10 protein-coding genes are annotated in these 15,367 nt (G+C 29.4%); 5 read left to right on the top strand and 5 right to left on the bottom strand.

Translation table 11 applies throughout. The features are described from left to right. Nucleotides 1–121 precede the first annotated feature (121 nt). From ACW9UN_RS04295 to ACW9UN_RS04280, 4 genes are all read left to right on the top strand, one after another. Nucleotides 122–1,630: a tetratricopeptide repeat protein gene (locus tag ACW9UN_RS04295; RefSeq protein WP_459484205.1), complete on the top strand. Its 1,509-nt coding sequence runs from the start codon at nt 122–124 to the stop codon at nt 1,628–1,630. Then, complete coding sequence (locus tag ACW9UN_RS04290; RefSeq protein WP_459484203.1) at nt 1,630–3,237, top strand: glycosyltransferase family 2 protein; 1,608 nt, start codon at nt 1,630–1,632, stop codon at nt 3,235–3,237. The genes ACW9UN_RS04295 and ACW9UN_RS04290 overlap by 1 nt, the downstream gene beginning before the upstream one ends. A 78-nt stretch (nt 3,238–3,315) precedes the next feature. Next, nucleotides 3,316–4,500 (top strand): glycoside hydrolase family 26 protein, encoded by a 1,185-nt coding sequence (locus ACW9UN_RS04285; RefSeq protein ID WP_459484201.1) that lies wholly within the window; start codon nt 3,316–3,318, stop codon nt 4,498–4,500. Between the two features lie 170 nt (nt 4,501–4,670). After that, on the top strand, nt 4,671–7,058 hold the full coding sequence (locus ACW9UN_RS04280; protein ID WP_459484199.1) for a GAF domain-containing protein: 2,388 nt from the start codon (nt 4,671–4,673) through the stop codon (nt 7,056–7,058). A 7-nt stretch (nt 7,059–7,065) separates the two neighbouring features. Here ACW9UN_RS04280 and ACW9UN_RS04275 read toward each other — a convergent pair whose 3' ends face one another. The 5 genes from ACW9UN_RS04275 to ACW9UN_RS04255 all read right to left on the bottom strand — a co-directional run bounded on the left by ACW9UN_RS04275 (nt 7,066) and on the right by ACW9UN_RS04255 (nt 14,498). Further along, nucleotides 7,066–7,776, bottom strand: coding sequence for a DUF2490 domain-containing protein (locus ACW9UN_RS04275; RefSeq protein ID WP_459484197.1), 711 nt, complete (start codon nt 7,774–7,776; stop codon nt 7,066–7,068). Then, nucleotides 7,766–8,368: a DUF4956 domain-containing protein gene (locus ACW9UN_RS04270; RefSeq protein WP_459484473.1), complete on the bottom strand. Its 603-nt coding sequence runs from the start codon at nt 8,366–8,368 to the stop codon at nt 7,766–7,768. Before ACW9UN_RS04270 ends, ACW9UN_RS04275 begins: the two co-directional genes overlap by 11 nt. 10 nt (nt 8,369–8,378) lie before the next feature. Beyond that, entirely contained in the window at nt 8,379–9,128 is a 750-nt protein-coding gene (locus ACW9UN_RS04265; protein ID WP_459484194.1) for a polyphosphate polymerase domain-containing protein, read from the bottom strand. Between the two features lie 274 nt (nt 9,129–9,402). Beyond that, the gene (locus ACW9UN_RS04260; protein ID WP_459484192.1) at nt 9,403–13,182 is read right to left on the bottom strand and encodes a lamin tail domain-containing protein; all 3,780 of its coding nucleotides are present in this window, start codon (nt 13,180–13,182) and stop codon (nt 9,403–9,405) included. Nucleotides 13,183–13,298: 116 nt separating this feature from the next. Continuing rightward, nucleotides 13,299–14,498, bottom strand: coding sequence for a Pycsar system effector family protein (locus tag ACW9UN_RS04255; RefSeq protein ID WP_459484190.1), 1,200 nt, complete (start codon nt 14,496–14,498; stop codon nt 13,299–13,301). Between the two features lie 167 nt (nt 14,499–14,665). Here ACW9UN_RS04255 and msrB point away from each other — a divergent pair, with 167 nt between their 5' ends. Then, nucleotides 14,666–15,112, top strand: coding sequence for a peptide-methionine (R)-S-oxide reductase MsrB (gene msrB / locus ACW9UN_RS04250; protein WP_459484188.1), 447 nt, complete (start codon nt 14,666–14,668; stop codon nt 15,110–15,112). Nucleotides 15,113–15,367 lie beyond the last annotated feature (255 nt).

The following is a 15,367-nucleotide window of genomic DNA, read 5'->3' as shown; positions in this document are numbered from 1 at the left end:
TCTAAGAAAATGAATATATATATTAATATAAATATATATATTTGTTTCCTTATACAAAACACTTTAGCGCTATAATATTGTTTACATATAAACCTAAAATTCTTTTAAATTTAAAAAAATTATGATTTTAACAAGAGCAGGTAAAGTTTTAAGAACTGCTGCTTTTTTCCTTTTTATTTTTTTTAATACAACCGCTTTTACCCAAACCAAGGAAGTATCCTCCTCTTTAAAAAAAGATTCCATTAGCGTTAAAAATGCAAACGATGTACTAAGAATTTCAAAAGATTTCATTTCTAGGAATGAATACAAAAAAGCTGTATTATTTTTATCAAAACACTATGATAGCTTTTCTGAAAATCTCTATATCAACTGGTTGTATGCATACACTTTATCTATGAATAATGAGCATAAAGAAGCTAAAAAGAAATTTGAAAAAGCGATTTCCATCAATGCTACTGATAAAAATCTTCAATTAGATTATGCTCGCTTTTTGTATAAAACTGGAGATATCAATAAAGTAGAAACTATTTTAGAGCAATATTTAGATGAAAATTCTAAAGATCTAGAATTTTTATTAATGCAAGCCAACATTAATTACTGGAAAGGAGACCTAAAAGGATCTAGAAAAATAATTGCAAAAATTAATGATATTTATCCAAATACAGATTATACAAAAAATTTAGAATCAGAAATTGAATCTGTAACAGCAACATATATAAAAACTAATTTTGAGTACCAAACAGACTCCCAACCTTTAGATTATTTTGCAACTCACATAACTGCTGGAGAATATATCTCTAGATATTTAAACCCTCAATTAGAAATATCAAGATTTAATTTTTCGCCTCAAGAAGAGGGAGCTTTTATTCTTAAATTAAAAAATCAGTTTTATTTTAATAACATAAAGCTTAAAGCTAATATATTTGGTGGTTTGTATGAAAATCATTCCGATAAATCTGATTGGATTGGGGGAGTTAGCCTTACAAAAAATCTATTTAAAAAAGCTTCTTTAAAAATTGGTGCTGCAAAACATAGTTTATTAGGTACAATTGCCAGTACTTCAATTAATTTAACATATCAAAACCTTTTTAGTGAGTTAGATTATAACAATAAATGGGTTGTTTTTCATGCTTGGTATGATCATCAGTTCTTTAAAGACGAAAACGAAATACAATCTATGGGAGCTTGGGTTTTATCGCAATCTCTAAAAATTCAAAGATTTAGCTTTCAAGTAGGATATAGTTTTAATTATACAGATTCTAAAGATATTTTATTTTTCTTTAACAATCAGGGAGTTGGTGTTTACGATCCTTATTTTACTCCTAAAGAGCAAGAAATTCATTCAGGCTTATTTATCCTAAATTATAAACCTACACAAAAATTAACAGTTGAAGCCAAAATAAATTATGGTTTTATTGGTGCTATTAAAAACCCATATCCTGTTAGAACAATATCTAATACATTCGAAATTGGAGGCGTATATGATGATACTTTTACACCTATTGAATACACAGGAAATATTAGCTATAATTTCTCTAAAGGTTTTAGTGCAATACTTACATATATAGACCAAGAAACGTTTTTCTATAACAGACAAAATATTAACTTCGGATTAAATTTCACATTTTAATGAATTCAAAATTAAGAGATGATTTATGGGTCTTTAAACAAGCTAAAAAAGTAACAAGCTTAGATAAAGCAATTTTTTTAGGTTTAACCCTAGCAGGTTTATTAAGTATGTTTAACTTAATGGAATGGTGGTTTAGAAAAGAGCACGTAGAAAATTTTCCACTATTCATCATTTTAAGTTTACTTTTTGGTTATGGTATTATTAGAATAGCTTTAATTTGGATTAATTACTTACGGATAAAAAAACCCACTGAAGTTCCTGTACCTAAAAAAGACTTAAGTGTGGCTGTTTTTACTACCTCATCTCCTGGAGAACCTTTATCGATGTTCGAAAACACTTTAAAGGCTTTAGAAAACTTAAACTACCCACACACAACTTATTTATTAGACGATACTGAAGATATTGCTTTTAAAGAGTTAGCAGAGAAACATGGAGCTGTTTGGCTAAACTTAGTAAATATACCTGGTGCAAAAGCAGGTAAAATTAACGAGGCTTTAAAAATAACTAAAGAAGAGTTTATTTTAGTTTTAGATCCAGATCATATTGTTTTTCCGAACTTTTTAGACCAAACCTTAGGTTTTTTTCAAGATGAAAAAGTAGGTTTTGTTCAGGTAAGTCAAGGATATTATAACATGTTTCGCTCTTTTACAGCACAAGCAGCAGCAGAACAAACCTATACTTTTTATGGGCCTACACAAATGGCTTTATATGGTTATGGAGGTGCTGTAGCTATTGGAGCCAATTGTACGTTTAGAAGAAAAGCCTTAGAAAGTATTGGAGGTCATGCCACAGGTTTATCCGAAGATTTAAACACCTCAATTAGAATACATTCTAAAGGATGGAAATCTGTATACAACCCTGTAATTGTAAGTAGAGGTTTAGTGCCAGAAGATTTTACATCTTTTTGTAAACAACAGTTAAAATGGGCAAGAGGTGTTTTTGAAATGCTTTTTGATGAAATGCCTAGAGCTTACAAAACACTTAGTTTTTGGCAAAAATTATCTTATTTTACTATAGGAACCTACTATTTAGTAGGACCAATGACTGCCTTTTTTGTTTTTGTACCGATTTTATTTTTTACAACAAAAATAAGTCCTGCTAGTATGGACTTTACAGAGTTTCTTGTACTTGGAGCTCCTATTGTATTAATTGCCATATTAGTTTACGCACAAGCACAACGTTTTCTATGTGATACTAAAACAGAAAGAGGAATCCATTGGAGAGGTATGGTATTAAAATACTCTTGCTGGCCAGTGTTTACTTACGCATTTATTTTGGCTTTAATCAATAAAAAAGTTCCATATATACCAACAGCAAAAGTGGCGGTTAAAGGCTTTATGAGTCCGTTTGTAAAACCATTGATTATATATTGTGTCTTTTTTGTGCTGATGGTTGTTGGCGTGTATATAGAAAGAAGGTATTACATACCACAAAGCGAATTAATATTAACAGCAGAAAAAACATGGGGAATGCTAGGTTTTGCACTGATTGCATTTCTACAATTTTTTGGTGGTCTAGTTGCTGCCTATAAATCTTTATATTTAAAAGCTGAAAATGCGTGGAGTAGAATAGTAATCACAAAAGATAAAAAAATAAAAGTAAAGTAATTATCCAACAAAAGATAAAATATTAGTTTTACCAAATAAATGGTTTTGAATAAAAGTCATTGTAAATCAAATTAAATTATGTCATCATTCAAAAAAAAATTTAAAAGAATATCTAATGTTCTGCTTGCTTTAGTATTAGGATATTTTATAGTTTACGGTTTATCTAGCGTAAGTAAAAGTTCTAAAGGGCCTTTAGGTGGGTTTTTAGAAAGTATAGGTAATATGGTAAAAGATATTGAACAAGACAATATCTTAGGAAAAAGAGAAAAAAATAGAGAAAAAAAATTAGATTGGTTTAAAGACCAAAGAAAAAATAAATACGCACTTTTAAAAAGTAAAAATATTTTATTTGGTGCTGCAGATGATAGTAATGGAGAGTCTTACGAAAATATTATTGATTTAGAAGATTCGTTAGCACTTACATTTCCAATCATTCAAATTTACAAAGCTTGGGGAGAAGGTCAAATATATGACTTCCCTAAAAATAAAATTGATGCCATTGTAAGAATAGGGTCTGTACCAATGATTACTTGGGAACCATGGTTAGAAAAATTCTCAAAAGAAAATTACCCAAAAATTAAAGATTTAGAGCAAAGAAACGATCATGGTTTAGCTTCTATTGCAAATGGAGATTATGATGCTTATATTAAAGAATGGGCTACTGAAGCTGCTAAAGTAGATACGCCAATTTATTTAAGAATGGGCCACGAAATGAATGACCCTTATCGTTATCCTTGGGGACCTCAAAATAATGACCCAGAAGAATATGTAGCTGCATTTAAACACGTTAGAGATGTTTTTGAGTCTGTTGGCGCTACAAATGTAATTTGGGTTTGGAGCCCGCATTTATCTTATGGTAAATTTAAAGAATACTATCCTGGTACAGATTATGTAGATATTATTGCTACAGGAGCTCTAAATTATGGTACAAGCACTAGTTGGAGTGATTGGTGGACTTTTAAAGAAATTTTTGGTAATTTTTACAACCAACTGGCTGCATTTTACAAACCTATAATGATAGCAGAGTTTGGTTGCTTAAAACCTGGGGGTAGCCGAGCTAAATGGTTTGGAGAAACCCTAGAAAACTTTAATAAAAAATACCCGTATGTTAATGCAATTGTTTTCTTTCATTATGCTAGTGATGGTACAATTACGTATAAAAATGTAGACTGGTATTTTAAAAACGACACAGAGGTTACTACAGAAATAAAAAAACAACTGCAAAAATGGGATCCTAGAATTAGGCAACCAGACATTAAATAGTATCTCAAAAATAATTAAAAAAAGCATTTAACTATTCGTTAAATGCTTTTGAACTTTTAAAACTGCTTTATTTATAAAAATAAAATTATTTGAGCTTAAAATATTTTCAATTAGTTCTTTTTTTTGTAAATTAAAACAATGTTAAGCGACAAAAAGAATAAATTAAGGTTATGAATATTATAGAATCTAATAAAATAGAAAATGTAGAATTACCACTTCAGTTAAAAATTTCTTTTAAAAAGGTATTTGTAACTTTTGAAAAATATGCACAAAAAGAATTTAAAACACATCCTTTTCATACAGCTGCTGTTGAAATGGTAGACCAATTTAAAGAACATCCTGAACTTATTGATGGTTTTTCTGACCTAAATTTATTAAAAGCCTACAAAGAGCAAATAAATTTATTATTAGATCCTTTATTTCCAGAACCATTGCTTTTAAATGAAATAAAAGCTGCCTGTATTCCTTTTTCTTTTGCTTCTTTTAAATTTACTGATCGATTTGAAAACATTCTAAACAACGCTGGCGAAAATTATGAATTTACTGTTCGTAATTATCAAGATAATAGCTTGTATGTAATGGCTTGTACGTTTATTTTAGGTGCTGTTTATGGTTATAATATTGATATAAAAAGACCTTTTTATTTTGATATACCCAACAAATTAACGGGCACTATGAAATACTATAGAGCTACATTTAATGCCGATTTTTCTGAAATAACTCCTACTGAAAATGCACCAAATTTAACTCAAGATGATTTTAGAGAGCTTTTAAATAATTACGAAAACATAGCTATGTGGAAAGAAAAATTTCCACCTAATAGCTACATTTTTAAAGGCTTTGGCTTAATAAACTTATTTGACGTAACCTCAGAAGAAATGCTATCTGCTATTAAGGCAAATTTATTGGCTGGTGGAGACGATTTAATTTATAAATTACAAAACAATCTAAGAGATTTTTATAGTATTAAAGATCTTAAATTAGGGTATTCTATTTATGATAACATCAATACTAAAGTTTGTGAAACTGTAGTAAAACAATCTAACAGTATTATCTTAAATAAAAACGCTGAAATAAAATGCGATAATGGGTACTTTTGTAATAGTGTTATAGAAAAGGTATTCAAAAACCATGAAACCTTTATTATTTCTGATGTAGAAAACTATGGTTCCTCTACAGATAAAAACCCTTTTTATCAAAATTTGTACGACTCTGGTATACAAAGTATTATTTTAATTCCTATTGTTGCTACAGAAAATGGAGATTTAGCTCTATTAGAAATTGCATCGCCAAGACCTTACGATTTAAACTCTGTAAACATCAATAAACTTAAAGACATACTGCCTGTTTTTGAAGCTGCTGTAAAACGAACATCTGAAGAGCGACAAAATGTGTTAGAAGCTACCATACAAGAAAATTACACGTCTATACACCCTGCTGTAAAATGGCGTTTTTATGAGGCTGCAGAAAAATTTCATTTAGAAAACCAATCTAATGAAAATGCAAAATTAGATGAAATTGTTTTTGATGATGTGTATCCATTATATGGTCAAAGCGATATAAAAGGCTCTTCTGAAGCAAGAAATAAAGCTATTAAAGAAGATTTAACTACACAACTTAATCTTGCTATTACTGTTTTAAAAGATGCTTGTAAAAGCGAAAAATTACCTATCTATAACGAATTGATGTTTAGAGTTACATCTTATTTAAATGATGTAAAACAAGGTTTAGATGCAGGTGATGAAGTAAATATACTTGATTTTTTGAGTAGTGAAATCTACCCTGTTTTTAATCATATTAAAGATATTAACAAAAAACTTTCTGAAAAAGTAAATATCTATATGAATCGTTTAGATAAAAACTTAAATGTTGTTTATGAACGAAGAAAAGAATATGAAGATAGTGTTACACTTTTAAATGATAAACTTTCTAAATTCTTAGACACCAGACAAAAACAAGCCCAAGAAATGTTTCCTCACTATTATGAGCGTTACAAAACAGATGGTGTTGAGTACAATATGTACATAGGACAATCTATCACAAAACATAAAAAATTTGATAATCTTTACCTTTATAACCTAAGATTATGGCAATTACAAGTTACTTGCCAGATGGAAAACTTGGCAAATTGTGAGCGTAAAAACATGAAAAACGATTTGCGTGTTGCTTCTTTAATTTTAATACATAGTAATGCTATGGCTATAAAATTTAGAATGGATGAAAAACAGTTTGATGTTGATGGTGCTTATAATATTCGATATGAAATTCTTAAAAAACGAATTGATAAAGCCTATATAAAAGGCACAAAAGATCGTTTAACAATACCTGGTAAAATTGCAATTGTATACTCTCAAGAAAGAGACGCTCAAGAGTATCTTAAGTATATAACCTATTTACAATCAAAAAATCAACTTGGTAAGCTAGAGTATTTTGAATTAGAAAACCTACAGGGAGTTTCTGGATTAAAAGCATTAAGAGTAGAAGTAATTTACCAACAAAATTTTAATGAAAAAAACATTATTACTTTTAATGATCTTATTAAAGAAATTGAAGCGTAAAATACACCTAGTTAATAGAATATGAATATTTTAAACCTACTATTTTTGTTTGAAAATCGTTATCTACCCTAGTATTTTCTTGATATCTAAAATATATCCCAAATCTACCAAACTTTTTTAAATTATAACTTGTACCCCACGTAAGCCTGTATCTGCTTAGTTTTGCGTCGCCTATAAGAGAAGTATCTTCTTCTACTTTTCTATTAAAAATCTCTACAGCAAATTCAGGATCTAAAGGCCAATTTTTAATTTTATATTCAAAAGCTGTTTTAAAACGAAGCGTTTCTGTACGAATATCTTCTACATCTTCTGGTAGTTCTAACTCTCTTTTATTTTGATAACGCAGCCTAAACTGTATATCTAATTTTTTTATAAGATCTAACTCGTAACTTAAATCAATATTATATCTAAAATGCTTTTCGAAACCCTGTATTTTACCAACATTATCATTTTCTCTGATAAAACGAACAGCTCCTCCAATTTCTAAATTTTTTATGATTTTAAAATCAGCCTGAACTTCTGTAAAATACTCATCTGTTGTTGATGCATCTTCTTTTAATCTTAAGTGTTGCTCTACCCCTAACTTTAATCTTTTAATTGGAGAGTATTTTACTCCTATAGAATTCCATAAAGCAAAATCTTTATTATCGTCTTCTTGTGCATAAATTAAAGTCGAAAAAAGCAATACTGCAATAACTATAAAAGGGCTATTTTTCATTTTCTGATTTGTTGTAGTGTATAATTATTGTTGCGCTATCTTTTACAAAATCAACATCGCCAATGGTTAAGTGATTGATTTTTAAACCTGTTCTTGTTTCGAGATCTTCTTTTAAAATATCGTAGTTTTCTGGTTTTATATTTTCGATAACTTCATAGGTAATCTTTTTTGTAATCTCGTATTTTAAGTGCCAAAGCTTTTCGATAACACCAATAGCAATGGCAATAGCAAAGTTAGAAAAGAAAATTTCTACATAACTTAATTTTTTATTAGCAAGGGCATTCATAATAGAAATACCAATTACAATAAACAAATACCCCATTTCTCTAATAGGAATGGACTCGGTTCTGTATCTGATAATACCAAAAATGGCGAAAAGTCCTAGTGCCAAACCTACATCTATATTGTACTTTTTTAAGGTAAATGTTAAAAAAAAGACAATGATGCTTACTAAATAAAAAGTAAATAAATAATCTTTTTTTTGTGTACTACTATAATAGAACCATCTTACAATTATTGTTAGAAAAACTAGATTTAAAGAAAAAAGAAAAAGTAACTTGTAAAAATCCTTGTCAAACAAAGGTATATTCATAAAATCCATACTAGGCAGATATTTTATTTATTTTTAATAATTTTGATTTGAACATGTTTTGTTTCAAATGCTGATAAAGATTAGCAACTCCAATACAATATTTGCTAATACTGTAAGGGTTATGACCTATACTTTTTAAAGCTTTTACTACTGCAGATTTTCTATCGAATCTACTCTGTTTTAATTCTACAACAACAATATTACTATATTTTTTTTCTTTATCGCCTACAGTATAGGTTAGATTTAAATCGATAGTAACACGCTCATTATCTTTTAAATTTACGAGCGTAATTCTATTAAAGCTATTCCAAAGACTTGTGGTTAAATTATAATTTTGTTCTGTTATTTCAGAGATAAACTCTTTTGATGTTGCAGATAATTCTGTTTCAAAATCATCTATTTGAATTCTAAATTTATTGGTTTCACCTTTTCCATTTTTCTTTTTTATTTCTAAAAAAGTTAAATCAGAATCTACATATTTGCGTTGTCTTATTTTGGTTCTATTTACTCTACCATTATGATGATCTAAATAGAACTTAAAACTATCGGTATCTAAATAAAGAGAAGAATAATTCATAATTCTTCTTTCCTTTATTTCTAAAACTTTATGCGTATTTAATAACTCATTTAATACTGTAGGTAACTTAGAAATGTTAATCACATATTTAGTATCTGTTCTTTTCATTAAGGCAACACTGTTCATTTCATCTAGTGAAATTGGCTTAAATTGATTAACAGTATGCACAAGAGTTTTATCCAAAATAGGTTTAGGTTCTAAAATTATTTTTTTCTTACAGTATTAACAATAACTTTAATTGGTTATAAACACCTTAAAAAAAGGCTAATATGAGCCTCTATTTCAAAACCCAAAAAAACTTAATAGTTTGTTTACTACCTTAAATAAAGAAGAAATATTTGTTACATACTTTACATCTACACATTGTCATTTAAATTTGGTCGATTTTATCTATTAAAATTAATTTATGATATACACCAGTGGTAAATGCAAAGTATGTTTTGTGATATTTTTATAATTATTCTTTTACTATTTTTTTAGTCATTGAGTTCCCACCAGTAAAAACTTTAACCAAATAAACACCTTTGGCAAAATTACTAACATCTATTGTAGCATTGCTTTTATTTTCAGATGATTTATGTACCATTTGTCCAAAGATATTATATACTAAAACTTTATTTATAGTAGTATTTGAAGACACGTAAATTCTACTATTTACAGGATTTGGATAAATATCAATACTATTATCTACAGTTACAAAGTTTTGCGCGGATAATACATTTTTATCAATAGCACTCACTGCAATGTTATTTATAATTACCTTTTTACCATTGTCTGCAGTCATATTTGTACCTCCAAAACTTAATCTAACTTTAAAGCTATCATTTTCATCGGCCATAGCTACATTAGAAAAATCAAATTCTTTTCTTTCATAATCTGATGTAATAGCTTGTGTACTGTTAGGTATGTTTGATGTTACCCAAGCAGTACCATTCCAATATTCAGCTGTAATACTATTTGCAGCTCCATCTGAAGTAATAGCCACAGAAACTTTTACATCTTCGTAATCTATTGTAGAGAAGTTTAATTCTAATGAGTTTTCTAAACCAGCAGATTGAAAAGGTTGCTTTATTTGCAAACCTTTCATTATCTGAGGTGCATAAGGTATATCATTATTTGCTAAATCTTGATAGTTTATTGCTGTAGGTTCATCTACTCTTTCTAAGGATGCTTTTCTCCAATTTGCATCAGTTGCATCAAAAGGATAACCATCAAGTGATGAATTATAGTTTAATATTGCTGTTTTATTATTTCTTGAATACGTAGAGTTTAAAGTTTCTAATGGTGTATCATTCTCAATTTTATCATCTAAAAGCCAGAAATACAACAAGTGATCGTAATCTTCGTCTGGAGTAAATACAGCTCTTATTTGTAAATCATCAGTAGGTGTAATGGTTATTTTACTATTGGTACTAGTAGAAGCCCCTGTCCAATAAGAGAAGGTATAACCAGGTCTTGGTTTTGCCTCTAATGTAATTGGAATATTGCTAAAATACACTCCTGTCCATGGGTAGGGTTTATCTTTAACCCCAGGTGTTGTACCATTAATATCTACAGTATTTAAGGTGATATAACCTGCATTATTATTAGATACACTTAATCTTACGTCAATAGTTTTATCTATATTAAACAATTCATTTATTTGGCCTCTAAAAATAGCTGGTCTTTCTTGAATCCAGTTTAAAAGTTTAACCTTATCGCCATCTTCATAAAATCTTAATCTTGGAGAACGATTTCTATCTTCTTCTAAAAGTGGTGCTACCTCATCAAAAGTTGCATTTACAATAGCATCAAATCTCTCTTTCGTAAATGCTGTGTTTAATAAATCTGCAGTACGATTGATAAATTTTACTTTAAAACCTTCATTATCAATAAGGTTTGAAAATATGTTGCGTTGCCAACTACTAGAATTTTCAGAAAAATCTTCTAACCAGTTCAAACGACTAATCATTGCTGCTTCAAAATCTTGAGTGTAAACACGAAACTTACCATCACCATATCCATCATTTACTGGATTTGTAGCCCTCCAAAATTTAATTTCATAACTATCCCCTTCAGAAAAGGTCTCTAGTACAACATGGTCTATGTATGAATCTATATCTAACGTATCTGCCACTTTTTGGTATTCAACATCCGACTTTAAATCACCATCTTTCATAGGTCCGAATAATTTTCTCAAGACCCTTTCAGGATTGCTTTCACGATCACTGGGGCCATCTTGTAAAACACAAGACCCTACACAGCTTACAATGGATACATTATCGCTGTCTAAACCAAAATTATTAGCAATGTGGTGTACATCAAAACGATCTCTAATAGCTGTAATTCCAAAATACTCACCATTTATAAAATTAACTGCTGTTTTTATTCTCATTACTCCATTAAAAAAAGGTTGCATAAGCCTACTAAAAACCATATCATTGGCTATTTGACCTCCACTACCATTTCCACGAAGCATTAATCTTTTAAACGTATTGTTATAAGGTTCTGGAGAATTTGGAATTTGTTGATCGAAAATATTTAATTTAAACTCATTATCTTCATCATACTCACTTCTAGCATATATTCTTAAGTTTTTAATAATATCTGCTCTTGAAGTGTTACCATGAATTCTTACACCTGCATCTTGATTTAAGATAGATTCTAAATTTTCGTTGAATACTTGAACATGCACTTCGCGTTCCCATTCTCTGCCATCTTGCCCATAATTACTAAATTGTGCATTACCTGGCTGATTACCATTTGGCTCTGCTGTTCTCCAATCATCAAAAGTTTTACCTGACGTATAGATACCTTTTTCATAACCAAATAAATTCTCTTCGAATGTAGTTAAAGATATTACAGGAACGTCATAAGGGTTTCCTTCTGGCCAAATAAAATAATTTCTTGTTCTAGTTCTAGACCCTTTTCCGTTTAAAAAAACCTTAGCTCGTAAAACTGTAGCTTTTCTCACCTTTACTGGTGGAATATAAATATCAGCAGAAACTGTATTTTTTCTTGCTAAAACATCTTCATCATTAGATCTATCTCTCATCGTAATTGGCCCTGTGTAAGAAAAGGATTGGTAACTTTGATTTAACATTGCACCAAAACTTTCACCAATATTGTAAGGATAATCATTTTTATATTGAAAACTAGAACCGTTTAAATTATTAATATCTGGTTCAGAACCATCTAAAGTATATACTATTGTTGCGCCTTGAACGTCTGTAGATAACGATAAGTCAAAACTATTTGAATATAAACCTGAAGCATGCGAAAAAGTAGGTGGCTCTAATGAAGTTGTAGACCCAGTTTCTACGTTAGATGCTCCTGGTGTTGGAGTATCAAAAAAGTACCAAGAACCTGTACCATCTGGTTGTCTACCATATGAGGTGTCTTCGGCTAAATTTACAGAAGGCCCACCACTTATTAACAAGCCATTATTGTTAGTTAAAATCAAGGTTTCTCCACCTGCACCAATTTTAAAATTAGTATGTAGTTCACTGCCTGCATTATTGCGGTCCTTACCAGAGGCAAAAACAATTAGATATTGATTTGGATTGATTGTAATTGATGGAAAAACCCATTTGTAAGGCACTGCTCTATCATCAGATAAACCAAAACCTGATAAATTTACAGCTTCTGTACCATAATTATAAATCTCTATCCAATCTTCATTATTTTGATCTTCATCTTCAATGCCAGTTGCATTTGAAGATACCAATTCGTTGATAGCTACTTTTTCTGGTTCTGCACTTGATGCGCCAGAATTATTACCTTTAGGGGTTGGTGTTTCTAAAAAAGTCCAGTTTCCAGTACCATTAGGAATTCTACCATAAGATTTATCTGTTGCCAAAGCTACAGCTGGAGACTCACTAATTTTTACTCCTGATGCGTTTGATAGAATTATGGCCTCACCTCCAGATTTTATTTTAAAGTTTGCATGCAATTCATTTTTATCTACAGCTCTATTTTTATCTGAAGCCCAAACAATTATATATTCTTTAGCAGCTAATTCTATATTTGGAAAAACCCATTTTGAAGGATTGTCAACTTGGTCAGACAACCCAAATCCGTCTAAATTTACAGATGTTGTTCCATAATTATAAATTTCTATCCAATCTTCGAAATCTCCATCTTCATCAGCAATAGTGGTATCATTAGAAGACATAATTTCATTAATAGAAATACTTTGCGCATACGATTGATAAGAAAATAAAACGATTAAGAATACTAATACATATGAAAACTTCATATTGTTTGAATATTTGAGTTGTTTTTTTTCCAATAACATCATTTAAGTTTTTAGCGCAAATATAGCTAAATAATTTTATTGGGTTAAAAAAGTGTTATTAAAAGTTTAAGTAACTATTAATTAACTTCTTGCATTTTAAAAGATAACGCAAAGGCAATTACACTAGTAACAATTCCAATAACAAAAACAGTATAAGTAATCCTTAAAATTTTATATTTTTTATTCAAAACCAAGCCTAAAAAATACAAATCTTTAGTTAATGAGCCATATAAATAATCTCTGTCTTGCATCATTTCAGAAATGCCCCATTCAAAGTCTTTCAATTTCATTTGATGAAAGTTTCCAAAAAACAATAAGTTTACTTTTTTGTTAGCAACATCTTCTTTGGTAAACTTACCTTCTGTAACATTTGGCCTTGTTGCGAGTATTGATAAAATCATAGAAACCACTGTAAAAATTACAAAAATAATTGTAGGTACAAATAAGTGTGTGTTTGAAGGATTATCTAGTTTGGGCAATAAATTTGATAATGCTAAAGAAACAATAATTGCGTTTACAGAAAGTAAAATATTAGCTTTAGTATCTGCAATATTACTTAAGGTCATGTGGTTTTTTAAAGCCACCCTAAACATTGTTTCTATGCCACGTTCGGGCATTTCTACTTTGTTTTTCTTTATTTTTAACGCCTCTTGTTTTTGATTGAATTTTCTAAGATCTCCTTGTAAACTCTTTAAGTTTTTCATTAACTTAGAAAGGTTTTTCTCTTTTCTTTTTGTCCAATTTTTTAGTGCATATTCTGTATTAAAACGATGTTGAACCGAAAAAAAGCGTATATTTTCTTTAACCCATTCTTCATCAGATAGTTTTTTAACACCTGTAAGCTCCCATTCTTTTCTTAACAATGCATTATAATCAAAAAAACTCTTAGACGCTAAATGCCCACAATCTGCATCAATAATAATTTTCTCTAAATCATTTTTGGGTTTATGATTCATTTTAGTTGCTAAAATAAGTTGAGAAATAGCCTCTATTCTTTGTTCTTTAACAGTATTTTTCTTTAAAAAATTAGCAGCAATATGCACACTTTCTTCCTCATGGCTTTCTGCATTTTTAGTATAACCCGTATCATGAAACCATGCTGCAATTTCTATATTTTCAGCATTTTGTTCCTCAATTTCTATGTTAGCTATAAGTTCTTTTGTTTTTTCAACAACCCTTTGAGTATGTGCTAAATTATGATATACGTATTTTGTATCTAGTTGATTGCTTAGTAAGTCAAAAACGAATTTTTGTGCATCAGCAATTAATGTACTCATATTAAATATTTTTATAAATGAAACAAAAAACTACAATGTAATTTAAAGCTTAAATAGTAGTTTGTTAATTTTTGTCGTAATTTTATGTTTTACTTTTCAAAGAGACTACAAATTAAGAATTATTTGCAAAGTAACAAGGTATTTAATATTTTAAATAAAAATAAACTATGCTAACTTGGAAAGATGTAATGCACTTTACAACAAAAGGAAATCCTACGCCTGACAAAAGGGTTGAAAAAACGAATGCTGAATGGAAAGCACAATTGACGCCAGAACAATATAGAATTACCAGACAAAAAGGAACTGAAAGACCACATAGTGGCGCTTTATGCAGCATTTATGACGAAGGCCAATACAATTGTATTTGTTGCAATACTCCTTTATTTGATTCTACAATAAAATTTAGTTCTGGCACAGGATGGCCAAGTTTTACACAACCCATTCAAAAAAATGCAATTAAATATCATAAAGACACTTCATTTGGAATGATTCGAGTAGAAGTAATGTGCAATACTTGTGATGCACATTTAGGTCATATTTTTCCTGATGGTCCAGAACCAAGTGGATTGCGTTATTGCATCAATTCAGAAGCTATGATTTTAAAGGAAAATTAAATGCGACAAACCTTTATGCGCGTAACAATATCTATAGATTACAGTTTAAAAAAAATAAATCCTTGTAGCTACTGTTTTTTACGGTCTGTATAACTCTAATTTAAAATGACAAGGCTGCAATATAGTAATACGTGTAACAAACATATTTATGACTAGTTTTTAAGTTGATGATATTGATGACACCTAGAACAAAACTTATTTTTATAATGTGATTAGAAAATAAAAAAATATACAAAAGGTGATAAATTTAAAACT

Source organism: Polaribacter litoreus (assembly GCF_054584775.1).
The sequence above is the reverse complement of the archived record's forward strand: the minus strand, read 5'-3'. Positions and strand labels throughout refer to the sequence as shown.

Bases quoted from the DNA above. Each gene is read 5' to 3' on its own strand.
- ACW9UN_RS04260 (WP_459484192.1), bottom strand. From the start codon at position 13,182: ATGAAGTTTTCATATGTATTAGTATTCTTAATCGTTTTATTTTCTTAT.
- ACW9UN_RS04255 (WP_459484190.1), bottom strand. From the start codon at position 14,498: ATGAGTACATTAATTGCTGATGCACAAAAATTCGTTTTTGACTTACTA.
- msrB (WP_459484188.1), top strand. From the start codon at position 14,666: ATGCTAACTTGGAAAGATGTAATGCACTTTACAACAAAAGGAAATCCT.
- ACW9UN_RS04290 (WP_459484203.1), top strand. From the start codon at position 1,630: ATGAATTCAAAATTAAGAGATGATTTATGGGTCTTTAAACAAGCTAAA.
- ACW9UN_RS04275 (WP_459484197.1), bottom strand. From the start codon at position 7,776: ATGAAAAATAGCCCTTTTATAGTTATTGCAGTATTGCTTTTTTCGACT.
- ACW9UN_RS04295 (WP_459484205.1), top strand. From the start codon at position 122: ATGATTTTAACAAGAGCAGGTAAAGTTTTAAGAACTGCTGCTTTTTTC.
- ACW9UN_RS04285 (WP_459484201.1), top strand. From the start codon at position 3,316: ATGTCATCATTCAAAAAAAAATTTAAAAGAATATCTAATGTTCTGCTT.
- ACW9UN_RS04280 (WP_459484199.1), top strand. From the start codon at position 4,671: ATGAATATTATAGAATCTAATAAAATAGAAAATGTAGAATTACCACTT.
- ACW9UN_RS04270 (WP_459484473.1), bottom strand. From the start codon at position 8,368: ATGAATATACCTTTGTTTGACAAGGATTTTTACAAGTTACTTTTTCTT.